A 23,269-nucleotide genomic window follows, 5' to 3' on the forward strand; every position below is an offset into this window, starting at 1 on the left:
CACCGTGCTATTTCACAGCTCCCGCCGTCATCCCTTCCATAAACTGCTTTGAGGCCAGGAAAAACATGACGATCATCGGTACGGAAGCCAGTGTCAGCCCCGCGAACAACATGCTCAAATCCGTAGAATACTGCCCGAAGAGCGACAGCATACCGACCGGTATCGTCTTCTTCAAATCGTCCTGGATAAAAATGAGTGGGAAGAAGAAATCGTTCCACGCCATTATAAAATTCATGATCATCACAGTCCCGAGCGCCGGACGGATCAGCGGCAGCAGCACGTGCCACATTACGCCGAAATCCGAGGCTCCGTCGATCCGCGCCGCTTCTTCCAGCTCCTTTGGCAGTGTCCGGAAGAATCCGGTTAAAATGAGCACCGCTAAGGGCAAGCCGATAGCCGTATACACACTAACCAGCGACCATATGCTGTTCAAAAGGGCAAGGTGCTTCATCAAAAGAAACAGCGGCACGATCCCGAGCTTGATCGGAATCATCATCCCTAGAAGGAAAAAGAAGAAAAGTGCGCCGTTCCATCTGAACGGATATCTGGCTATGTAAAACGACGCCAAGACGGCAAACAGCAAAATGAAAACAACCGAAACGACGCTCACTACGAGACTGTTCCAGAAATACGTTCCAAACGGAATTTGATGAATTAGCTTGTTATAAGCTGAAAACGACATGGAGATTGGAAGCGACAACGGATTTTTCAAAATTTGGATATTCGTTTTTAATGAGGAGGTCAGCATCAGAAAGATCGGATACAAACTGACCAGCGCCCCCAAATACGCCACCGCGTACTGGAGCCCCCGAACGGATTTGTTGGTTTTCATCGACAGCCTCCTCTCATCTTATTGCTGTGCCGATTGGTTCCTGGTGAAGTACAGGAATAAAGCTGATATCGTTGCGATGATGAAGAACAATACGACGGCCAACGCCGAGCCAAGCCCCAATGCGACCGAATCGCCGCCAGACGAGCCACCGAACGCAATGCGATAGAAGAATACGGCCAGCGTGTCGGTGGCATTGTACGGTTCCCCTTGCGAGCCTTCCATCGCGTAAATGAGTTCGAATGCTTCGAAAGCATGGATAAACGTAAACACCGTTACGATAATCAACGATTGGCTCATCATCGGAAGGATGATGGAACGGATCAACCGGAAGCCTTTGACCCCGTCCAACCGCGCCGCTTCAATGATTTCCGTCGAAATCGACTGAAGACCGGCCAGGAAGATCAACATCGAGAAGCCGACGCCGAACCAGCTGTTAACGAGTGTAATCGAGGTGAGCGCTGTAGCCGGATCCCCGAGCCAAGGCTTTGCCCATGAAACGAGGCCGATCTTTTTGAGCAGCACATTGACCACACCGTTGTTCGGATTCAGCATAAGCTTCCACAAAAACCCTACGACGATGACGGAAAGCAGTCTCGGCAAAAAATAGGCCATTTTTAGAAAGCTGGAACCTTTCAGCTTGCTGTACACGAGATAAGCAAGAACGAAGGCGAGCACGTTCTGCACAGCCATTTCGATCACGAAATAATAAAGATTATGACCGAACGCATTCCAAAATAAGTGGTTGAACGGCTCCTTCGTAAACAGGCTCACAAAGTTGCCTAGGCCGATAAAGTCGCCGCGGACCAGACCTTTCCAATCATAAAAACTATAGCCGAACGCCGCCACGATCGGATAAATCACGAACAAAATATAAACGGCGAGGGCAGGAACCGGGAACAGATGAACCGCTCCCTTTTTCCACCCGGATGATTTGGCCAAGTTATTCATGCCCCCACACCTCATCTCAACATCTTTTATTTCTTAGGTTTAAACCATGTATCCGCGCTCTTCTGCACTTCTTCGGCCACCTGCTCCGGCGTCAGTTTGTTCAAGTACATGCCTTGAATCGAGTTTTCCAAAGTAGCCTTCGTTGTCGGATTGCCGGCGCTGAAGTAAACGACCGCTGCGTAAGGTGTAGAAATAGAATCGGCATTCTTGGCGATCTTGGACACGAGCGGATCATTCGCCGCAACACCAGGGATCGTGCTTGGCTTTTGCAGTTCATTAACGGCTAACGCACCGAATTCCTTCGTCGTTAAAAATTCCATAAATTTCAGTGCTTCCGCTTTATGAGCGGATTTCGCATTCACGGCAAACGAACCGTCCACCCAAGTGGTCACCGTTGCTTTGCCATCCGCTTTCATCGGCGGAACCGGGAATACGTCCATTTGCAGATCCGGATTCGTTTTCTTCATGACCGCGTACTCCCAATCGCCCATGACCATCATGCCCGCCTGCTCGGTGACAAACATGTTCCTCATATCATCCATGCCAACCCCTATGTAATTATCCGGGAAATATGGCGTTAAATCTTTCATCATTTTGATGGAGTTGACGAATTCCGGACTTTTGAAGTTCGCATCGCCGGAAAGGATTTTATTGATAAAATCCGTACCGTAGAGGGAAGGCGCCAGCGTCCCTTGAGTCAATGAAAGAATCCAACCTTCCTTGGAACCGAAAGCAAACGGAGTTACTTTATTTTTCTTCAGCGTATCGGCCGTTTTGAGCAGTTCATCCCACGTTTTAGGCTCACCGAGATTATATTTTTGGAAGATTTTCTTGTTGTAAAATATTTGCGTCGAACTGAATACAGTCGGCACGCCGTATACTTTGCCGTCCTTGCCTGTAGCGGCCAGCAGCGTTGATTTGGCGAAAACGTCCATCCCCTTCACGCCGGTGAGCGGCTCCAGATAGCCCGCATCGGCCAAAACCGCACCTGCCGCATAAGGACGAAGATGAATAATATCGGGGCCGTTGCCGCTTTGCAGCGCTGTGTTCAAGGCCGTATTATATTCCGTATTTTTGGTCGGCTTGAACTCGATATCAATGTTCGGATTGCTCTTCTTGAACTCGGCAATGATTTTGGCATATGCGTCCGTATCCTCCGTACGCCAGCTGCCCATTGTCAGCTTCACTTTTTGCTGCGCAGCCGCCGTCGGCGCTGCAGTTGGCGCCGCCGTTGCTCCTCCCGGAGTTGCGCTAGGAGATGCGGTATTGCTGCTGCAAGCGACCAACATGGAAGATGCAGCGACCATCGTGACCAATGCCCCACTGAATACACGTTTCATTGAGAAAAAGCCTCCCTTATCTTTACACTTTTATGTTTAACCTCATGATGGACATGAGGACAAAACCGCTTCATGCAAAATCGGCCGATACTCGCGGATTCGGGTATTGCGTCCGAAATGAACCGCATTGGTGAGAAATACAACACTAAGACCCCGCGCCGGCTCGATCCATAGGCTCGTGCCTGTAAAACCGGTGTGGCCGAAGCTGCCGACCGGCCAGCTTTCTCCACAGCTGGGCACGACTGCCGGATCGTGCTTGACTTCCCAGCCCAGCCCGCGGCCACGAACCTGATGCATCGTTGCCTCCCTCATCAGGTTAGGCGGCAAGATATCATAGCTTTCCGGCCGCAACCACCAATCCGCGTAGCGTGCGAGATCTTCCGCCGTGGCGAATAACCCGGCGCTACCTGACACGCCGCCTAGGTGGAAACTCTTCTCGTCGTGAACCTCGCCGATGACGAAAGCTCCGTCCACTTGTTCCGTAGCGGCAATGCGATCCCGGAGCTCCGGTCCGGGGTTGAACGTCGTGCTGCGCATGCCAAGCGGATCAAAAATGTTATCCTTGGCGAAACGATCCAGCGGTTCGCCAGCAACCCGCTCTACGATGATCCCGAGCAGGATCATGCCGAGATCGCTATATTTCATATCCCCGCCCGGGGGGTAGGCAAGCTCTTGCGCCATAATCTCATCAAGCAAATTTGGCCGCTGTGCATGCCGTGAAACAAAAGACAACCCAGCAGGCAAACCGGAGGCATGCATGAGCAGATGACGCAATGTGACTTGCGGGTATCGAAATGCAGGCAAATAGTCCTGCACGGAATGGTCCAACGATAGCTTCCCCTTAGCCGCTAGCAGCAGAATGGCCGGCAGTGTCGCGGTTACTTTCGTAAGGGAGGCAATGTCGAACCATGTATCCAGCCGGACAGGACATTCCTTGGCGCCATCCGAGTACGATCCATATGATTTACCGAATCGAAAGCGGTTACATAAGGTGATTTCCAGAACAGCACCAGGCAGCTCCCCGTCACACACCCAACTTTCCACCAAGCGATCCGCTTTATCCATTGCGCTTCCCTGCCTTAACTGCCTGGCGCGTCTTTTCCAATGATTGAACACTCTCTTCGTAATGACGTCCGGCTATCCCGACATATAAAATATCGATCACGTTCAACTGGGCGATCCGGGAAGCCATCGCTCCGCTGCGAATGCTTTTCTCCAGGGTGCTGATAAACAGCTGGATATCCGCAAGATCCGATACGGGATTTGATCCGAATCGGGTGAGCGTGATGACGACGGCGCCATTTTGTTTGGCGATTTCAAGCGAACGGATCATGTCTTCCGTCTGACCCGCATAGGATATGCCAAAGACGGCGTCACCGGGAAGCAGATTGGCTGCGATCGTCGCTTGCGCGTCAAATCCGGTGCCGATTTCACACCAGCGGTTAATGCGGGACAGCTTTTGCTTAAAGTCCTCCGCAATGACGGCCGATGCTCCAACGCCGAACAGCCCGACTTTTCTCGCACTGCTCAGCGCCGATATCGCCTTCTCTACGCTTTCCGGCGAGAGTACCGTTAACGTATCTTGGATGGAAACTATATTGTTATGGGATACCGACTTGATAAGCTCCCCAATCGAGCCGTCGGTCCGGATCTCCTGATAGGAATCCGCAGGCAGCGACGATTGCGTTAAATCGCCGGCGATTCGCAGTTTTAATTCTTGAAATCCCTTGCAGTGAAGGGAGCGTGAAAGCCTTACGATCGTCGCTTCGCTCACAGCGGCGTATTCCGCAAGCTTTTGTACGGAAAGGCTGACTACCTCTTCCGGATGCTCTAAAATATATTGCGCCGCTCTACGTTCCATTGGCTTTAAACTGCCCATGGCCGCTTCTATGCTCACTAAGCCACCCTTTAGCATGGGAATCATCCTCTATGGTTTGATTGGTACTTTTGCTTTTCTTAACTCTATTATAATGAATAATATTTCACATTGTAAATATAAGTTTGAAATATTGTTTCTTAGCACAATGGATCATGCTTCTATGACAAGCAGTTTGTTGAAAACGATTTCTTTCTGGACTATACTAAATGTAATATAAATCATGCCATGTGTTTATTTGGGCTAGAAGGTTGATACCAATGGATAGTAAAATCAAAATCGTCGACGTCGCCACCAGAGCCGGGGTTGCTCCCGCTACGGTTTCGCGCGTACTCAATGACAGCAGCAAAGTTACGCCTAAAACAAAAGCGAAGGTCATGCAAATTATTAATGAGCTCGGATATCAGCCTAATGCGGCTGCTAAAAATCTCCGCTCGCAAAAAACGATGACAATCGGCGTCATTGTTCCTGATATCAGCAACGCCTTTTTCTCTGAAATCATCAAAGGTGTAGAAAACATCGCTTACTCCAAAAAATACAAAGTGGTCATTTGCGACACCGAAAATAATGAAGAAAAAGAACTTGAATTCCTGAATTTATTAACGACTCGAACGATAGACGGCGTCATCATGGTTGCGCCCATGCTCTCTAATGAAATCATTACTTCTATTGCGAACCATGGGCATATCATCGGCATCGTAGGCAGACAAATCGATCATGAACGTATTCCTTGCATCATTACCGATAATGTAAAATTTTCAATGCAAGTCGTTAGCCATCTAGTGGAAAAGGGGCATCAGGAGATCGCATTCATTAACGGTTCTCCGCATGCCGTTGACAGTTATGACCGGTTGGAGGGGTATTTGAAGGCGTTGCGGGAACATCACATTCCGTTTCATCCCGAATTAATTGAAAACGGCAACTTTAATGAATCTGGCGGATACGAGGCTGCGAAACGGCTTTTCGATAAAAAGATTCCCTTTACTGCTATTTTCTCGGCGAATGACGAAATGGCGCTCGGCGTATATCGGGCATGCGCCGAACTCGGGATTCAAATCCCGTCACAATTAGCCGTGGTGGGTGTTGATAATAATCGTATCAGCAAATACATCCAACCTTCGCTAAGCACTGTGAATCAGCCGAAATACACGATGGGCGCACTGCTCGTCGAGAAGTTAATCGACATGATGAATGAGAACGAATACGCGGACAATCGCATATTTAAAGTGGATTCCGAGCTGCTGATACGCGGCTCTTCCGATTACATAGTCCCCCGCTAAGGTCTCTAACTGTCGATCTTCCCATACAAATCCGGTTACCCAATAAAAACGAAGAAATGGACAGGAATAATCTCCTGTCCATTTTTTTATCGCTTATTCAGTTGTATCAAGGTGCAGCGGTTACTACGAATGACTCCCAAGCCCCGCCGACAGCGCTTCTATTCGCAACAAGCGTTCCTGCGTCAACATTTAGATCTGCGCAGACAAACATATTATTGGCTACCGCTTGGAAAGCCACCGTTCCGTCTGCATTCGTAATTTTCTTAAATTTCTCCCAAGCGGCTATCCCTTGTGCTCTGGCAATCAGCTTAGCGCCTTGGTTGAGATCGGCGGTCACATATTTATTATTGGCCATGGACAAAAATGAAACGGTGCCATCCGCATTGTTCACCACGATGAATTTCTCCCACGTATTCACCGTTGTCCGGTTCGGGATTAACGGATTGGCGCCTGCATTTTCGGCCGTAACGTAATTGTTGTTCGCTAGCGCTTTGATGCTGGACGTGCCGGCAAGCTTTCCATACGCTTTAAAAATATTTTGCAAGGCTGTATTGGCCTGAAAATAATTCGTTGAGAATTTGGTCAACTTGGAGGATATGGTAGCAGCGCTGTCGTTATTAATATCCGGAAAAGGATTGCTGTTGTTTTGGTAAAGGCCCCAATTACCGCTGCCTGTTACTTTGTAGGTCCAGTTCGTCCAGGACACATTTAACGCGTCAAGCCCGGACAAGTATTTTTCCCACAGGTCATTAAAATTCCAAAGGGTAAATTCCCCGGCAAAAACCGGAACGTTCCAATTTTGCTGATGCCAAACGATATCCGTAAACCATTGATTGACACTGGCCGATTGGCTGTTGTAATCCGTGTTGCTCCAGTTATAGTTATGCAGCTCATACACGACGTTCGACCAGCCGTAAGTTGATGGTGAAACGATATTGTCCCAGTATCCGAATGCTTCCACATAAATCATGTGATCCGGATCGATCGCGCGAACTGCCTTATAGAGTCGGTCGTACATCTGACTAATGGACAGATTGCTGTTATTACTCACCGGCTCGTTCAAGAGGTCATAACCGGCAATCGTCGGATTGCCTTTGTAATGCGTGGCCAAACGCTGCCAGATTTGCACCGTCCAATCCTGATAAGTCGTATTCGACCACAGTTCGTTTGCCCCCTCGCGCCCACCGCTCTGCCACCCGTCATCATTGCCGGGTACGCCGTGCAGATCGAGCAGAACATAGATGCCACGCTGTTGAGCTTGCGCAACTAACCAATCGAGTTTACGAAATGAGACCGCATCCGATTTCATCGAGCCGTCACGGTTCATCAGATTTTCCCAGTAAATCGGTACGCGGACAAAATTCAAGCCCATATTCGTGATGTTATCCAAGTCGCTGGCCTGAATCCATGTATCTTGATAGCCGGCAATAATGCTGTCCGTAGTCGCAGCTCCGAACCTATTCGTCAATGTTTGGCGCACGGTCCATTCGTCAGTGCCTCCAAGCGGTGACATCCAATTCTCTTCGAGCAGCCAGCCGCCTAAGTTTGTTCCATGCAGATTGACCACGCTGCCTGATGAATTTTTAATCAAGGTCCCGCTTGTTTTTAAAAAATCGCTCGCACCGATCGCCGCACTTGCTGCAGTTGGTTTGGCTGTAATCAAGAATCCAAAAATAAAACAGGTAACGAGCAGCAGGGAAACGAATTTCGTTAATTTCATTGCAATCCTCCTCTTGAATTCAGATCTTAATCTTTTGGATAAAGATGGATTTAACCATACTGCTTGGCGCTAGCACCACCTCCTTCATAAAGTTGTATGTAAGCGCTGTCTTTCAAGTATGAAAAACAGGAAATGATTCAATCACCATCTTATACAAGTATTGGCGTTTCCTCATTCCCTGCTCTCACCGTTGTTATGCTCTATTGCTTATGAATGGAACTATTTAATTCCTTTTTCATCAAAGTAAGCATTCGCTTCTTTCTTGACATATTCCGTCAATTTATCGATTCCGGCAGCCTTTAACTTGGCTTGATAGTCTTTTATCGACGCATCCACGTCCTTGACCAGCCCCATCATTAACGGTTTGCCGTACTGCTCAATGACGGTATTCACGGCAGCTTGCTCCGCTTTCACCGGCTCGTAGTCCAAGGTGATCGGATCGAAAATATTCGGCTTGGATTCGGCTTTGAATTCTTTTTTCAGCAGTTCTTCGCCAGGCCATGCGCCAGCGACGCTCTTCATATTCGGCTCATATCTCCAGCCCCATGAGGCGATTTGGATTTTAATATTTTCATTTTTAGGATCTTGCCCTTTGGCCGGAATAATCAGATGTTTACCGTCTGAATCCAAATCGTAATGAAGCCCTTTTATCCCGTAAGTCATCAGATCAAAATAGGCCGGATCATTGCGGAGTTTATCCAATACCATCAAAGATCGCTCCGGATGCGTGGAGCTTTTAGGGATCGCCATGCCATTGTTGATCGATAGATTGGGAACCGCATAATTATGGAATCTGGTGAACGGAAGGTAACCCAGCTCGATATTAGCGGACTTAATGACAGGATCATTGAAGAATCCGCCCGCACCAGCAGGGTTGCGCCAATACACCGCGCCTTGGCCCGTTTTAATGAAATCTCCGGCTTCCGCTTTAGAAGCAAGTGTACTTTTGGACCAATAGCCCTTATCGGCCCAATCCTTCATTTTTTTGACCCATTCCGTATATTCGGGTGTAAATGGATAAGCAATAATATCGCGCGGTGTTTGATACGATTTGGCGACAACTACGCTTGCTCCGTCACCGCCGATCGCCTGATAATCGTTGGTCGTTCTAAATAAGGAATTGATTTCGTTATACGCATTCCCGTTAATTGGCGTAACGCCCGGCATGCCTTTTTTCACGCCGTCCAGATAGGCTTCGATCGAGGCCAAATCTTTAACTTCCGGCAGGTTCAGCTTTTTCCGCCAATCTTCCCGATACAACCAGCCATTGGGCGTATACTCCGGGAACGTACTTGGAATCGCATAGATTTTGCCTTTCACCTTCACATCTTCCCAATCCTGTTTAGGAACGGTGCTCCAGGTTTGCGGCATATTCGTTTCGATGAGATTCGTCAGATCGAGGAAGGCGCCTTGTTTGGCATATTTATAATAATTAGCCCACGTAGAAGCAAAAATCATATCGATTTTTTCGCCGGAGGTGAGCAGCAAATTATACTTTTGATCCCATTTATCCCAGGTTGTGAAATTGAGCTTAACCGTTGTATTCAAATCTTTTTCCAGCATTTTATTCCACTCGGCAACGATTTTGGAAGTATCCTTGTCTTCCGGCCCCAGCAAGTACCAGTTCAACTCCACTTTCTCCGATGTGTTAGGTGTTTTATTTGCCGCTGCCGATGCGACAGGCGCTTTCGTTGCGTCAGCCGGAGAAGATGTGGATGCTACATCCGTTTTACTGCTGCACGCAGACACCAGCAGCATGGTCGCTGCAAGTAAGCCATACATGCGTGAATACCTTTTGCTCATTTACGAATCCTCCTATTTTCTAACTTTTATATGTTAGCCGGAAATCGGTTCTAACCTTTTACTGCCCCAACCGTAAGCCCTTGGACAAAGTACTTCTGTACAAAAGGATAAAGAAAGATAATGGGCCCCGTAGCAATGACAGCTACAGCCATCTTCAGTGTCTCGGTCGGTGGCGTGATGTTCGCGGAGAAGTTATTCGCAGCTCCGGTTTTCAGCACGGCGGCGCTCGCCAATATTTTATACAGCAAGTATTGAAGCGGAAACTTCGATTCAGTCGTCATGAAAATGTTGGCATGAAACCAATCGTTCCAATAATTCAAAGCAAGAAACAATCCGATCGTGGCAAGCCCTGGCGTCGACAAAGGTACGATGATTTGCGCATAAATTTTGAAATCCCCTGCCCCATCAATACGGGAAGATTCGATGATGGATTCTGGAATCGATTTCATGAAATTTTTCATTAAAATAATGTTCCAGGCACTAAGGAGAAGCGGCACCAGTATAGCCAGATAGTTGTCTTTTAAATCCAGGTATTTCACGATCAATATGTACCACGGAATCAAGCCGCCGCTGAATAGCGTAGTAAAGTAAATGAAAAACGCAATCGGATTCCGATATGTAAAATCCGGTCTCGCCAGCACGTAACCTGCCATCGAGGTAATGAACAAACCTACGACGGTCCCGATAACGGTAAGCCCGATCGTCACGCTGTATGCGCTCACAATTTGATCCGGGCTGCTGAAGACGACTCTAAACGCTTCGAAGGAAATATCCTTCGGCCAAATTTTGAACCCCTCCGACATAATCTCGTGCTCCGAAGTGAACGAGCCTGAGACAATTAACCAGAAAGGAATCAGGCAAAAGATCGCGAAAAATGCCGTCACCGCGTAAGCTATCGTTTGAAACCAAACGGTGGAAAGCTCTGTTTTTATTTTCAATCCATACACCTCCTAAAATAATGCGTACTCGTTGTTATGCCGCTTGATCAAATAGTTCACCGTCAGCACCAGGATGAATCCAAAGAAAGATTGATACAATCCGGCCGCTGTCCCCATGCCCAAATCGAAGTTAACGGTTAATGAACGAAATACATATGTATCAATAATGTCCGTGGCATCGAACAGTGTGCCGTTATTGCCGATGATCTGATAAAACAAGTCGAACTGCCCCTTCAATATGCCGCCCAAGCTGAAAAGGACCAGAAGAATAAACGTCGGCTTCAGCAGCGGAATCGTAATATGCCGGATTTGTTGAAAAATATTGGCGCCGTCGATTCTGGCAGCTTCATAATTTTCTTCGTTAATGCTCATAATGGCCGCCAAATAAATAATCGTTCCGTATCCTAGCCCTTTCCAAATGTTAAAGGCGACGAGAATGTACTTCCAGGGCGCTGTCTCCAGAAAGAAATCATAAGTCGGCATATCGAATTGTTTAAGCAGCGTATTAATGACCCCGTTATCGGAGTTGAACAAGTTATACGCGAAAGCGCCTACAAGAACCCAGGAAATGAAAAATGGCAAAAACATCATCGATTGTGCGGTCTTTTTAAACCATTTACTAGAAATCCTGCTCAAGAAAATCGCGCATACTAACTGAAACATATTGCCGAGAATAATAAAGGCCAAATTATATAAAACGGTATTTTTCGAAATATTCCATAACACGCCCGACTGGTACAAAAATTTGAAATTAGCCATTCCGACAAAGTCGCTGCCGAACAGTCCTTTATCAAAGCTGAATTTCGTAAAAGCAAAGTAGATGCCCACCATCGGTATGTAGCTGAATAAGATAAAAAATAACAATGCCGGCGATATCATAGCAAACAGTACTTTGTTACGATTCAACTCGCTCCAGAATCCTTTTTTCACGGTAACAGACCTCTTTCTTATTGAACTAGACAAAATGAAATCGATTTTATTTCTAAGCATGAAAATGAACTTTTTTTCGGCTTCATCTTGGCATTTTACATTCTCATTTTGTTTCGCAATGACTGATTTGCCCTTTATTGCGATATTATACGAGAAAATGAAATCGATTTCAATAACCTATTTTTCAGGTCGGGTTGCATTTCTTTGGCAATTTGGAAAATAAAAATTAATTATAGCTTTTCTCGGCCAAGAAATCGCACAAGCCCTTGTGATAAAGTTAGGTTACTTTTAGGAAACGGAGGGGTTACCTGTGATTGATTTTATCCGAGTTAGATCTTTGCGCGGCTAGTTTCATAGCGCCAAAGACTCTGTGTGTACGTACAGAGGACTCAGGATAGGTCTGTCCATTTTTAAGGGTAATCCCATAATCAGAACATACACTAGGGGCAGCATTACTTTGCCTGCTTCGCTTACCTTTAGATTTGAGCTTATTTTGCGTCCTCTTCTACCGAAACAATGGCTGTCTGCCTGTGTTTCTTACTTTTTAACTTGAGAGGATGGTTATCCATGGAACAACTGAAACATAAAGCGATTCTCGTCGGTGTCAATATTTTGAACCGCCCGGACTTTGCATACGCGATGGAAGAACTCGGCAACCTGGCTGCGGCATGCGAGATCGAAGTTGTCGGTGAGCTCAGCCAGAAAGCAAGCCGCATAAACGCTTCCCACTATATCGGAACCGGCAAAATTCAAGAATTAGCGGCACTTATTGCCGAGAAGAACGCTTCCGTCGTGATTTGCAACAATGAACTTTCACCGTCCCAAATACGAAACTTGGAGGCTGGCCTGAATTGCAGAGTGATTGACAGGACGATCTTGATCCTGGATATTTTCGCGGACCGGGCCCAAACGAGGGAGGCCCAGCTTCAAGTGGAGGTTGCCCAGCTCCAATATATGCTTCCCCGGCTTGTAGGCTTGCGGGAATCGTTAGGGCGGCAAGGCGGCGGGTCCGGATTAAAGAACAGAGGTGCAGGTGAAACCAAACTCGAACTCGACCGCCGGAAAATCGAAGAGCGAATCACTGCCCTGCAATCGGAGCTGGAGAAACTAGTAGCCCAGCGTCAGACCCAGCGAAAGCAGCGCCGCAAGAATGAGGTTCCCGTTGTTTGTCTGGTCGGCTATACCAACGCAGGCAAATCAAGTCTGATGAACGCGATGATAGACACGTATCATCCAGGTGGGCATAAGCAAGTGTTGGCCAAAGACATGCTGTTTGCGACCCTGGAGACGTCGGTCCGAAGCATCCAGCTGCCCGACCGCAAATCGTTCTTATTGACCGACACGGTTGGATTCGTCAGTCAGCTTCCCCATCATTTGATTAAAGCGTTCCGCTCGACGCTGGAGGAAGTGACCGAAGCTGACCTATTGATCCACGTCGTCGACGTTTCTAACCCAGAATATGAACAGCATATTACCGTAACCAATGAGACTTTGAAAGAACTGGGTGCAGATTCGATCCCGATGATTTTCGCATATAACAAAACAGATCGGACCAAGCTTGAACATCCTCAGATCGAAGGTGACTGTGTCTACCTCTCTGCCAAGCAGCTAAGCGGTATCGTAGAGCTTACCCAAGTGATTCGCGATCGCATTTTTCACGATTATTTGCAATGCGAAATCGTGATCCCTTACGATCAAAGCCGACTGGTAGCCTATTTTAATGAACATGCACATGTTCAATCAACAAGCTATGAAGCAGACGGCACACGGCTCAAACTGGAGTGCAGAGCAGCAGATTTCGAACAATACCGCGGCGATTTTATTCAACTCTAGGACATCAAAGAGCAGTCTGAAATTAGATGATTTTGGTTTTAGACTGCTCCCCCTGTTTACAATCATTGTAAGCTATGGTATCTTTATTTCGACACTTATAGAAATAATGACTCCAACAAGGGTGAGATAACATGGTCCAAGATAATGCGGAAGTACGCCAAGCTGTCAAAGTATATAAAGCACTCGGGGAACCGACTCGACTCAAAATAGCGATGCTGCTTACTGAGGAGAGAAATCTGTGCTGCTCCGATATTGGAAGCAAACTTGAATCTGTCGCAGGATCCACGCTGTCACATCATTTGAAGCAGTTGACGGATTGCGGTCTTTTGGATCTTCGTAAGGATGGTACTTATATCTATTACAGCGTGAACCGTGAAATGGCCCAAAAGTATGCACCGTATTTGTTGGAATAATTTTTTCGTTTTATTTCTATAATTTTAGAAATATAAAAACAATGGAGTGAAAGAGGTGCAATAGAAAGATGTCAAACACATGGAAAATTTATATGCTAGCGGTCGTCAGTTTTCTGGTTGGAACGTCTGAATTTATTATCGCCGGCATTTTGGATAAAGTCTCGCAGGATATCGGTGTCTCGGTGTCCGCAGCGGGTCAGCTCATTACGGTTTTCTCACTTGCTTACGCCTTCGGGACTCCCATCCTCATGGCCGTTACAGCCCGTCTGGAGCGACGGAAGCTTCTGCTCTACTCGCTTGGCATCTTTGTCATCGGCAACGGAATCGCCGTGGCTTTGCCCGGTTTCGGATTTTTAATCGGTTCCCGGATCATCCTGGCACTCAGTACCGGCGTGTTCGTCGTTACAGCATTGACCGTAGCTTCCAAGCTGGCTCCGCCCGCTAAACAAGGAAGCGCGATTGCCACCCTCGTGATGGGATTTAGCACCGCCCTGATCGTTGGGGTTCCAATAGGTAGAGTTGTCGCTGCGGTTTATAATTGGAAGGCGATCTTCGGCGGCATCGGCTTGTTAGGCTTGTTTGCCATCCTAGTCATTGCCTTATCGATTCCGCAGACGGACGGTGAGGAGCCGGTACCGCTGAGCAAACAGCTGGCACTGCTGAAACAGCCGAAAATCGCAATCGCTCTGATGGTTACCTTCTTCTGGATCGTCGGTTATTCTACCGTCTATACCTATATTTCACCGTTTCTGCTTAACGTAACCGGAATGAGCGAAAAAGTAGTGAGCGCGGGATTGTTCGCCTTCGGCATCGCCAGCTTGTTCGGTTCCAAGTTCGGTGGCTATAGTACCGATAAATGGGGAGTTCCCCGCACGTTGATCGGTGGGATGCTGTTTCACGCAGTTGCTTTAATTCTGATATCGCTGGCTGCCCATTCCCCTTCTATCGTATTCCCGCTGCTTATGCTATGGTCATTCTCAGCCTGGTCTTCGGGCCCAACGCAACAGTACAATCTTATTTCTCTAGCTCCTGAGGCTTCCGGCATTATGCTAAGCCTAAACACCTCGGTTTTGCAGCTTGCCATGGCTGCAGGTGCGGGAATTGGCGGCGTCATCGTGGAGCAAGCTTCGCTCACAGCCATCAGCTGGATTGGGGCGGCGGCAGTCGTCATAGCCGCGGGGACAGCTGCCGTATCTCTTGGACGATCTCGCTCCTGTTCAAAGTCCGACCAGGAGCTGGAAGAACGAAATTTGCAGAAGGCGGGAGCCTGATTCGAAATTGAAAAAACTCCCCGAGGTTTAGATCTTCGGGGAGTTTTTTTACTTATTCCGACATCGAAAGCGAGAGAAGAATGAGAGTTAGTCCTTGCCCATAAAGTGCCGGATAACATGGAATTGTCTGGTAAGCGGCTATGCTCGGCATAACCGGCGTACCTCCAGAGACGCCATGAACGGTTCCATCGGTCGCGATTTGCGGAAGAATCCCGCTCAATGCTTTATGTGCCAAAGCTTTGTATGTATCATCCAACCATCCGATCCTGACTCCAGCTAACCATCCTGCCGCAATGCCTGCACTACCGGACGTTTCCCTATAAAATTCAGGCTCATCCATAACCGTTGACCACAGACCATCCGCCCCTTGATACTCTCGGAGTCCGGCTGCAAGCTTCTGGTATCGTTCAAAAATTTCATGAGGGATATCGATCAGTGAAACAATGTCTTGGACAATCCATGGACAAGCCAACACAACCCACGCGTTGGCGCGCGTCCATCGGGCCGATGACATATGATCGCCTTCTACACAATTCCATCCGTGAAAGAGCACCCCTGTTTGCGGATCTTGCAGCAATCGCAGATGAACAAGGAGCTGGAAAGCTGCTTCTTCGGCATACTTTTTTTCAGAGGTCAGCTTCGCAAGCCGAGCCAAAAAAAGCACAGCCATAAACAAAGTATCCGCCCACACTTGCTCTGGAAAGCTTGCATTCTCCGTTACCGTGTGCTCAAATGCGCCTTCGCGCGTGCGCGGCGCTTCTGTCAGCAGCCAATCACCGATCTTTTTTCCCGCCTCCAAATACCAGAGATCGCCGGTTTGTCGATAGAGATCCGGGAAAATCGCATAAGGCGCCAGTGAATTGATGACTTTCACCTGCTCGCTCAAGTGCTTGTTGCGTTCTGTCCAGAGCCGTAAAAATTCGATGCCCTCTTGGTTCTGCGTACACTCAGCATAAGAAAGGATCGATATGACACCGACACCCGGCACCCAGTCCCAGCTTTCCAAATTCATTCCCCAATCTTCTGTAGGCCCCCCGATCATTGTACGAAATACCCGATCAGCCGTCTCAGTCAGATTACTTACCGTATTCATATCCCCACTCCTCGCAGTTCTTGATTGCATCTCTCCTTCAATGTACCTGCTTTTTTAAATTATATCTTGGAGATCTGTTCGAATTTTATGGGGATTTTTCCACAACAATCGGCTTCCAGGATTACATACTGTGGTACAATTGTAGTATGTTTTCACACCTGTAAAGCGGAGATGATCTTATGGCTTCACTTTCTAAGTCTTTCGAATATGATTTGGATACGGTTACAAACAAATTTCTGGATGACTTCCCCATCCATTGTCATTACCGCACGGGTGCAATCGGTCAATCGCAAATGCATTCGCATCGCGGTTACGAATTTTATCTATGTATGGAAGGTCAAGGAAAGCTATTGGTCGGGGATCGTATATTTGCGCTCGAACCTGGTGCTTTTACCATAATGAAACCGTATGTGCTTCATTGGCCGCGAGTCGAAGGACTAAGACCGCTTCATCGTTTCGTTCTATCGATCGACGAGCGTTACCTCTTTTCATGGCTCGAAGGTCTCCCTGCTATTGCCGATTGTGTTCGCTGCCTGCTGCTCGATTCCGACTCATCCTCCTTGCACTGGCAGCTTTCCGGCGAAAAGCTGCCTTCCGTCAACACACTGCTTGTACAACTCACAAAAGAAATTGCTGAGAAACCAATTTATTATGAGGCTGCAATGTTCCAACATCTCGCGGGCTTATTCGTTAGCCTCGCCCGGGAACAGCAAATGAACATTGTGAAGTGTGAAACGAATACTACGCCTTCCCAGTTAGCGGAGCGGATTCTTCATTATTTGGCAGAACATTATGCTGAACGTATCGAAGTCAGCCGTTTACATGAACAATTTAACGTGTCCAGATCCCACATGTACGATCATTTCAAACAGTGGACTGGGCATTCACTGAACCGCTATTTGACACTTTATCGAATCGATCAGGCTAAACGGCTGCTTATAGATACGCAGCTTTCCGTAACGGAGATTGCTGCGGCTACCGGGTTCAACGATCTTTCCCACTTCTTCCATACGTTCAAATCGGAACTTGGCTTAACTCCGAAAATGTTCCGGAAGCAGCATATTCATTTACATCCCATTTAGCCCTCTTCTGACTTTCAAAGCGAAAACAAGCGGCTTTTCAACCGCCTCGATGTTGACATAAATCAACCGGGGTTGATCGAATAACCATTCGTTGTGCACGGACGAAACTTTGATGCCTTGATTGCGGATAACGGATACAAAACGGTTTACTTCTTTTTGCAAAAGGGCAGCTCTACCCAGACATAGCGCTCTGCCGGTGCTCGCATTTTTGGACTCAAAAGAAAAAGAAGAGGTGACTCCGAATCTTTTTCCCAAAATGGTTGCTCTAATTGAATCCCTACTTATCGTCGCCACGCATTTCCCACCAGCGAAACCGGATTGCCCACCGATGATTTTGGCAAATTGCCGACAAAGCAAGTCATTGCGATCAGCCATACGTACATACCTCCTGTTCATTGATAAGATATGAAGGTGTGTACGATACTGAAACGGATGATCACCTACTCGTTTCGGAGACTACTTTTTTACCTAATGACATTATGGAGTCTGATCACGCCTTCTTTTATTTGATCTTCGGATAAATGCCCGTAACCCAGTATAAGCTTGTCTTGGTGTTTGTCTTTGACATTGGCGTGATCTTCCACAGGATAAACATTCACACCGGCCTCTTTTATTTCATCAAGCAACTGCCTGGTAAAATGAAACCCCGGGAATTGGGCGATCAAGTGCAGCCCTGTTGTATACCCGGAAATGTTAACCCTATTCGAAAATGTAGATTGCAGACTTTCGATAAGGAAGTCTCTTCGTTGTTTGTAAATTTTTTTCATTTTCATAATGTGCCGTTCCAAATAACCTTCGGCAATAAATTGAGCCATGATAAGCTGGTTTAGCGAAGGTGTGTGCAGATCCGAAATCCATTTTAATCTGCGGCAAGTTTCAATCAGCGGTAAAGGGAGAATTAAATACCCCATTCGAAGGCCTGGGGATAAAATTTTGCTAAAGGAACCTATGTATAGGACTCGTTCCGGATCCAACCCTTGCAGTGAGCTGACAGGAGTGCCTTCGTATCGGAATTCACTATCAAAGTCGTCTTCGATCAGATAACAATTGGTTTGTCTGGCGTAATTGATTAATTGAACCCGACGTTGAATAGGCAAAGCGCCGCCTAAAGGATATTGATGAGAAGGAGTCGTGAAGACGAACTTGGGATGTACTTGAAAAGGGAGCAAAGAAGTATCCAATCCGTGATCATCAACTGGAACAGGGTGCAGGGTTGCTCCCGAATTTGCAAAAATCGCTTGAATATCGTGGGTAATAGGATCTTCCATAACCACGTCCTCACCAGGTGACAAAAGCAGTTTGGCTACCAGGGTTAGCGCCTGAGTCGCCCCCGAAGTAATGACGATTTGCTCCGGATGGCAATCGACGCCTCTCGTTTTAAGCAAATAGCTTGATAGAGCCCGTCTTAATTCCGGACGCCCTTCGGGTGAATCGTAGCCAAGAGCAGAGGATGAGGCATTGCTCCACATCATTTGCGATAATTTGGCCCAAGTTTTACGCGGAAATAGCTCCAAAGCCGGTATACCGGATCGAAAATTGATGAGGTTACTGCTTTTGTTTGCAGATTCACTCCAGGCCAAGTCATCCGCTGTGCGTGCTTTTTTATGCTGCTCTAAAAACGTTCCTTCAGCAATATATGTCCCTGAACCCGACCGTGCGACCAAATAACCTTCGGCAAACAACTGATCGTAGGCCTCTAATATAATGTTTCTTGACACTTTTAACTCTGAAGATAGCTCACGGGTCGATGGCAGTTTTTCTCCCGATTTAAGCTCCCCGCTTAAAATGCGTTCGCGTATTTGTTGATACACCTGCCGGGTTAATGTTAAATCGGATGACCGATCAATGGGTAGCCAAAACATGAATTTTTCCCCTTCGAATCTAGCAGTTTTAATTCCGAAAATCTTCGATGCCTATTCTTACCGCTCTTTGTTTTCTTTGGATCAGCATGACAAGCCCAACCACGATCACGCACGCCAAAGAAAACCATGAGCTATATAAAAAAACTTGTCTCATCCCGTATGCTGTGCTCAGGATTCCTCCCAAGAAACTGCCGATAATGCGAGCAGCCCCAAGACTGAGCAAGCCATTAAGCGTTTGTCCGCTGGCCTTCCATTCCGAAGGCACTTCACGGTTGATGAACGTAGCCAGCGTGACGGACAGCACGATGAAAATAAGTCCGTGCAGCATCTGCACCGGCAATATCCAATAGGGATTGCCGATCATGGCAAACAAGAACCAGCGGGCCGAGGATGCGAGTGCAGCAACGATCAAAATGACGGATATCGGAACACGTTTGATAATTTTGCCGGAAAACAAGAGAAACGGCAGCTCGCTAAGCGAAGAAATGACCATCGACCATCCCAGGAGCGTGCTGTCTGCCCCCATCTCCTTAAAGTAGATCGGAAAGAACGAATAATAATATCCCAATGTAATTTGAACGACAAAATTGATCCCCAGATAAAACATCAGCTTACCGTTGCGGAAAAGCTCCCGGAACCGTTTGCCGGTGACATTTGCCGAACGACCGGCAGCCTGCGGAAATCGCCAGAGCAGCAGCAAGGCGACAGCCATAGTCCCTGCGTAGACCGGGAACATTGAACCTATGTGCGACTTGGCTGCGATACCGAAAAAGAGAGACATCGCGGCGAATCCGACGGTACCGCCGAGGCGAATGAAGCCAAAGCTCCAAGTGGGATGCCGGTCCAGCTCTTCCAAAGTTATCGCATCGCTGATCGCGAATATGGATGTTTGAAAAAAAGTAAACATACATATCCAAACTAGCAAGTAAATAAATTGATGGGAGAGCGGGAAGAACATGATCGAGACTCCGCTTCCGATCAAGAGACAGCAAAGCACACTGTTCTTCGTCTTGGCTCTGTCTCCGAGCGCCCCCCATACCGGTTGTCCGAACATTGCAACCAAGGGCCCCAGACTAAGAAGCATGCCGATTTGCTCCTGGGAAAATTGGATGCCATGCAAATAAACCGGCAAAAACGTGCCATAAACGGCGTTGCCCATATAAATGACCACATAAAACAACAAAAAGAAGTAATGCCTCGTTGTCAGCCCCTTCTTTCTCACTTAAAATGATCCCTCGCTCAAGAAACGAATGCTTCCGTTTCACGGACGAGCGATTCGAATATGCCGATTGACCTGGACAAATCAGAAAGCTCAGCTGATAAACATGCGAAGCCTTCCCGAACGCGCGACTCGAAATCGATTGGGGCTATTTGAAACCGGCTGCACTGGGCTACCGCCCCTTTCTCATTCAGAAGATAAACCCCATTGCATGCAAACAACGTTTGAACCAAACAACTTACCGTCCGAAAGAGATGACCTGCCGCATAAGAAACATCCTTACGAGCTACTGCTTTTTTTGCATTTGAAACTGAAAAATCCGCTTCCCACAAGAACTTTGAGATCGTCGCTTGCCGAAGGGAGCTAGGAAATGGCGTTGTCCTCGTCTTCATCTCAGCCACAAGGCCATCCGGATCCCAGAGCGGTCGGCAATACGCGGCTTCCCCCATATAAATGGATGTGCAGAATCCATGGGGATGCCCTGGCTGATAATGGATGTCGATCCGACCTTGGCGGCAATCGTCGATCACTCCGGATACGATTCCTGCATCACGGTAGAGGAAATCCATTGAAAAACCTCCCGCCTTCAACCAGCCGCCGCCGTTGATCCACGGCCCCCATTCGCCTATGGGTGTGATTAGACCACTGCGACGCTCGTCGTCAATTGATGACGCTACCCGATCAAGAGCATCCGTATCGATCGGGTAATCAGACCGGTAGTAAAGTCCGATGTCAATATCGGATTCCGGCGTCTCTGTGCCACGGGCTCTAGATCCGCCCAATACAATGGCTCTGATTCCAGGGACATTGCGTAATTGCCTAACAACCGATTCAATCACTTCATTGGCACCCAAATGCAATCGCCTCCATTCGAAGGGAAAGCCGACCCAACATGAAGCAGGGCCGGCTTTCCGACACATGTATACTAAAACTGTACGACAAGTGTAGTTTCCGGTTCAAGAACTATTTTTTCCTTCAGTGTCAGCCTTCCCTGTGACCATTCGACAGGAACGCTTTTGCCACCAATCAATACCTTCTTAACTCACCCCATCCATCATTCAAGCTCCAGAAACAACGAAAATCTTCTTCCTGCCATCTCGGGCTAAATCCGATATGACCACTAACCATGTCATTCAGGGGGAATCCGTCTTACTCTGATCCATTGAGAAACCAGCATTTTAGCGATATAATAGGAATAGCACAAAAATGAATGCGCTATCATTTTTCTAAGGGAGGAGCTTTTCAATGGCATTATCGTTATCGCTGAGCAATAAGATGAACATCCAGTTAACGCCGCAATTGCGTCAGTCTATCGAAATTTTGCATATGTCCTCTCTGGATCTCGTCGAATTCGTAAAGGAAGAAGCTAAGGACAACCCGTTATTGGAGTACCGTTACGAAAGCTTCATGAGCAGAATGAAACCGAGCTCCCGCCATAAGGCGGATTGGAATAACGAGTGGTGGCTCAATATCGAGAGCAAGCAAGAACAATCACTTGAAGCCCATTTAACCGAACAACTCCACGATTATCGGCTCGACTCCGAGCTATATAAAATAACGTTATTTATTATTCGTTCTCTCGATGAAAAAGGGTATCTCCCCTTCAGTGCAGAAGGCATCGCCGAGGTTCTACATGTGCCTGTAGATGCGATATGCCGCGCTATCCAAATCGTACAAAAGATGGAACCGCGCGGCATTGCAGCTTCTTCCTTGCAAGAATGTTTGCTGCTGCAACTTGATCCTGATCATGGCAAGGATCCTTTAGTGCGCCGTCTTATTGAGGAAGACCTCTATGAGATCGCAAAACGCAAATTCACGCTGCTCGCCAAAAAATACAATGTCGACCTTCCCGACATTCTACAGGCCGTGGGCCGTATCAGCCGCCTTGATCCGAAGCCGGGCGCCCTATATACACAAGAGAAGACGCAGTATATTCAGCCTGATGTTACAGTCACGAATACGAACGACAAGGTTGAAATCATGATGCATGACGCATCCCTTCCGCGCATTACACTGAATGAAGAATATATGGAGATGATGAAAGGGCCGCTCGCGAATGAAGTGTCATCTTTCCTAGGTGAAAAATGGAAAAGGGTCAAGAGCATCATCGACAGTATCGAGCATAGAAAAGCGACCTTGTTAAAGGTGGCATCGGTTATTTTCGATCACCAGCATGTATTCTGCCAGAACGGGCCCGCTGCGATCCGGCCGTTGTCCATGTGGCAAGTGGCTGAAATTCTTGGCATCCACGAGTCTACCGTAAGTCGGGCGGTTAACCAAAAGTATGCGATGACGCCATGGGGGCTGTTCGAGTTAAAGCACTTTTTCAGCTCATCGATCAAGCAATCGGACAATGATGCCGTGTCGGCCATCCAAATCAAACAAAAAATCCGCGAACTCGTGGAACGCGAGAACAAATCCGAGCCGTTGTCCGACCAAAAATTGACCGACCAACTGCAGGAAGCTGGTTTGCGTGTCTCCAGACGCACCGTAACCAAGTACCGCGAACAACTGAACATACTTGTTGCGGCCGAACGCAAGCAATATGCCAAATAGCAATCATCCTTAATTAAGAACATGTCTTTATCGCGCCATAAATAATAGGGTATTACCACTGAAGTTCTTCATGGCACACCCCCTTTTACCCCATTCCGTTCAAATCGTTTTCTGTACGGTTACCACCCACCAGGAGATTAAAATTATGCCCCTTCAGCAGACGATAAGGAATAAAGTCGTTATTAGCGCCCAGTTGGACGCTATTTTTTTGGAGAAATGTCCCAAACTGGTCTCATACGAATAAAAGTCCATAATTAGCGAAGATTGTTCGTT

At 47.5% G+C, this 23,269-nt stretch carries 20 protein-coding genes; 6 read left to right on the forward strand and 14 right to left on the reverse strand.

Annotated features, from left to right (window positions below; translation table 11 throughout):
- Positions 1-7: 7 nt before the first annotated feature.
- The 5 genes from ACFQZT_RS03820 to ACFQZT_RS03840 are packed head-to-tail and all read right to left on the reverse strand — an operon-like array spanning position 8 to position 5,035.
- Complete coding sequence (locus ACFQZT_RS03820) at positions 8-832, reverse strand: carbohydrate ABC transporter permease (RefSeq protein ID WP_379296697.1); 825 nt, start codon at positions 830-832, stop codon at positions 8-10.
- A gap of 18 nt (positions 833-850) precedes the next feature.
- Positions 851-1,780, reverse strand: a complete 930-nt coding sequence (locus tag ACFQZT_RS03825; RefSeq protein WP_379296699.1) for a carbohydrate ABC transporter permease — start codon at positions 1,778-1,780, stop codon at positions 851-853.
- 26 nt (positions 1,781-1,806) lie between these two features.
- Positions 1,807-3,120 (reverse strand): ABC transporter substrate-binding protein, encoded by a 1,314-nt coding sequence (locus ACFQZT_RS03830; RefSeq protein ID WP_379296701.1) that lies wholly within the window; start codon positions 3,118-3,120, stop codon positions 1,807-1,809.
- A 42-nt stretch (positions 3,121-3,162) separates the two neighbouring features.
- Positions 3,163-4,185: a serine hydrolase domain-containing protein gene (locus ACFQZT_RS03835; RefSeq protein WP_379296703.1), complete on the reverse strand. Its 1,023-nt coding sequence runs from the start codon at positions 4,183-4,185 to the stop codon at positions 3,163-3,165.
- Complete coding sequence (locus ACFQZT_RS03840; protein WP_460871512.1) at positions 4,178-5,035, reverse strand: MurR/RpiR family transcriptional regulator; 858 nt, start codon at positions 5,033-5,035, stop codon at positions 4,178-4,180. Before ACFQZT_RS03840 ends, ACFQZT_RS03835 begins: the two co-directional genes overlap by 8 nt.
- 221 nt (positions 5,036-5,256) lie before the next feature.
- On the opposite strand from ACFQZT_RS03840, the gene ACFQZT_RS03845 reads away from it, so the two are divergent.
- Complete coding sequence (locus ACFQZT_RS03845; protein ID WP_379296707.1) at positions 5,257-6,276, forward strand: LacI family DNA-binding transcriptional regulator; 1,020 nt, start codon at positions 5,257-5,259, stop codon at positions 6,274-6,276.
- A 106-nt stretch (positions 6,277-6,382) separates the two neighbouring features.
- Here the strand turns inward: ACFQZT_RS03845 and ACFQZT_RS03850 are convergent, their stop codons facing one another.
- The 4 genes from ACFQZT_RS03850 to ACFQZT_RS03865 form a co-directional block, all read right to left on the reverse strand.
- Positions 6,383-7,996: a cellulase family glycosylhydrolase gene (locus ACFQZT_RS03850; protein ID WP_379296709.1), complete on the reverse strand. Its 1,614-nt coding sequence runs from the start codon at positions 7,994-7,996 to the stop codon at positions 6,383-6,385.
- 219 nt (positions 7,997-8,215) lie between these two features.
- The gene (locus tag ACFQZT_RS03855) at positions 8,216-9,799 is read right to left on the reverse strand and encodes an extracellular solute-binding protein (RefSeq protein ID WP_379296711.1); all 1,584 of its coding nucleotides are present in this window, start codon (positions 9,797-9,799) and stop codon (positions 8,216-8,218) included.
- Between the two features lie 50 nt (positions 9,800-9,849).
- Complete coding sequence (locus ACFQZT_RS03860) at positions 9,850-10,737, reverse strand: carbohydrate ABC transporter permease (RefSeq protein WP_379296714.1); 888 nt, start codon at positions 10,735-10,737, stop codon at positions 9,850-9,852.
- 12 nt (positions 10,738-10,749) lie between these two features.
- Positions 10,750-11,616 carry an ABC transporter permease gene (locus ACFQZT_RS03865; protein WP_379297944.1) on the reverse strand — a complete coding sequence of 289 codons (867 nt, stop codon included), beginning with the start codon at positions 11,614-11,616 and terminating at the stop codon, positions 10,750-10,752.
- Between the two features lie 618 nt (positions 11,617-12,234).
- Between ACFQZT_RS03865 and hflX the strand changes: the two genes are divergently transcribed.
- From hflX to ACFQZT_RS03880, 3 genes are all read left to right on the forward strand, one after another.
- Positions 12,235-13,500, forward strand: a complete 1,266-nt coding sequence (gene hflX, locus ACFQZT_RS03870) for a GTPase HflX (RefSeq protein WP_379296716.1) — start codon at positions 12,235-12,237, stop codon at positions 13,498-13,500.
- A 131-nt stretch (positions 13,501-13,631) separates the two neighbouring features.
- Positions 13,632-13,913: an ArsR/SmtB family transcription factor gene (locus tag ACFQZT_RS03875; RefSeq protein WP_379296718.1), complete on the forward strand. Its 282-nt coding sequence runs from the start codon at positions 13,632-13,634 to the stop codon at positions 13,911-13,913.
- Between the two features lie 68 nt (positions 13,914-13,981).
- Positions 13,982-15,184, forward strand: coding sequence for an MFS transporter (locus ACFQZT_RS03880; RefSeq protein ID WP_379296720.1), 1,203 nt, complete (start codon positions 13,982-13,984; stop codon positions 15,182-15,184).
- 52 nt (positions 15,185-15,236) lie between these two features.
- On the opposite strand, the gene ACFQZT_RS03885 is transcribed toward ACFQZT_RS03880, so the two are convergent.
- Positions 15,237-16,277, reverse strand: coding sequence for a glycoside hydrolase family 88/105 protein (locus ACFQZT_RS03885; RefSeq protein WP_379296722.1), 1,041 nt, complete (start codon positions 16,275-16,277; stop codon positions 15,237-15,239).
- Positions 16,278-16,456: 179 nt separating this feature from the next.
- Between ACFQZT_RS03885 and ACFQZT_RS03890 the strand changes: the two genes are divergently transcribed.
- A complete protein-coding gene (locus ACFQZT_RS03890) occupies positions 16,457-17,359 on the forward strand; it encodes an AraC family transcriptional regulator (protein WP_379296724.1) in 903 nt (300 codons plus the stop codon).
- On the opposite strand, the gene ACFQZT_RS03895 is transcribed toward ACFQZT_RS03890, so the two are convergent.
- The 4 genes from ACFQZT_RS03895 to ACFQZT_RS03910 form a co-directional block, all read right to left on the reverse strand.
- Positions 17,345-17,734: a DUF1259 domain-containing protein gene (locus ACFQZT_RS03895; RefSeq protein ID WP_379296726.1), complete on the reverse strand. Its 390-nt coding sequence runs from the start codon at positions 17,732-17,734 to the stop codon at positions 17,345-17,347. The two genes, ACFQZT_RS03890 and ACFQZT_RS03895, sit on opposite strands and share 15 nt — an antisense overlap.
- Before the next feature lie 89 nt (positions 17,735-17,823).
- Entirely contained in the window at positions 17,824-19,221 is a 1,398-nt protein-coding gene (gene pdxR, locus ACFQZT_RS03900; protein ID WP_379296728.1) for a MocR-like pyridoxine biosynthesis transcription factor PdxR, read from the reverse strand.
- Between the two features lie 28 nt (positions 19,222-19,249).
- Positions 19,250-20,443, reverse strand: coding sequence for an MFS transporter (locus ACFQZT_RS03905; protein WP_379296730.1), 1,194 nt, complete (start codon positions 20,441-20,443; stop codon positions 19,250-19,252).
- 17 nt (positions 20,444-20,460) lie between these two features.
- Positions 20,461-21,294, reverse strand: a complete 834-nt coding sequence (locus ACFQZT_RS03910) for a nucleotidyltransferase domain-containing protein (RefSeq protein WP_379296732.1) — start codon at positions 21,292-21,294, stop codon at positions 20,461-20,463.
- Positions 21,295-21,685: 391 nt separating this feature from the next.
- On the opposite strand from ACFQZT_RS03910, the gene rpoN reads away from it, so the two are divergent.
- Positions 21,686-22,996, forward strand: a complete 1,311-nt coding sequence (gene rpoN, locus ACFQZT_RS03915; protein WP_379296734.1) for an RNA polymerase factor sigma-54 — start codon at positions 21,686-21,688, stop codon at positions 22,994-22,996.
- Positions 22,997-23,269: the final 273 nt, after the last annotated feature.

This window comes from Paenibacillus sp. GCM10027628, from assembly GCF_042676385.1.
Taxonomy (GTDB): domain Bacteria; phylum Bacillota; class Bacilli; order Paenibacillales; family NBRC-103111; genus Paenibacillus_E.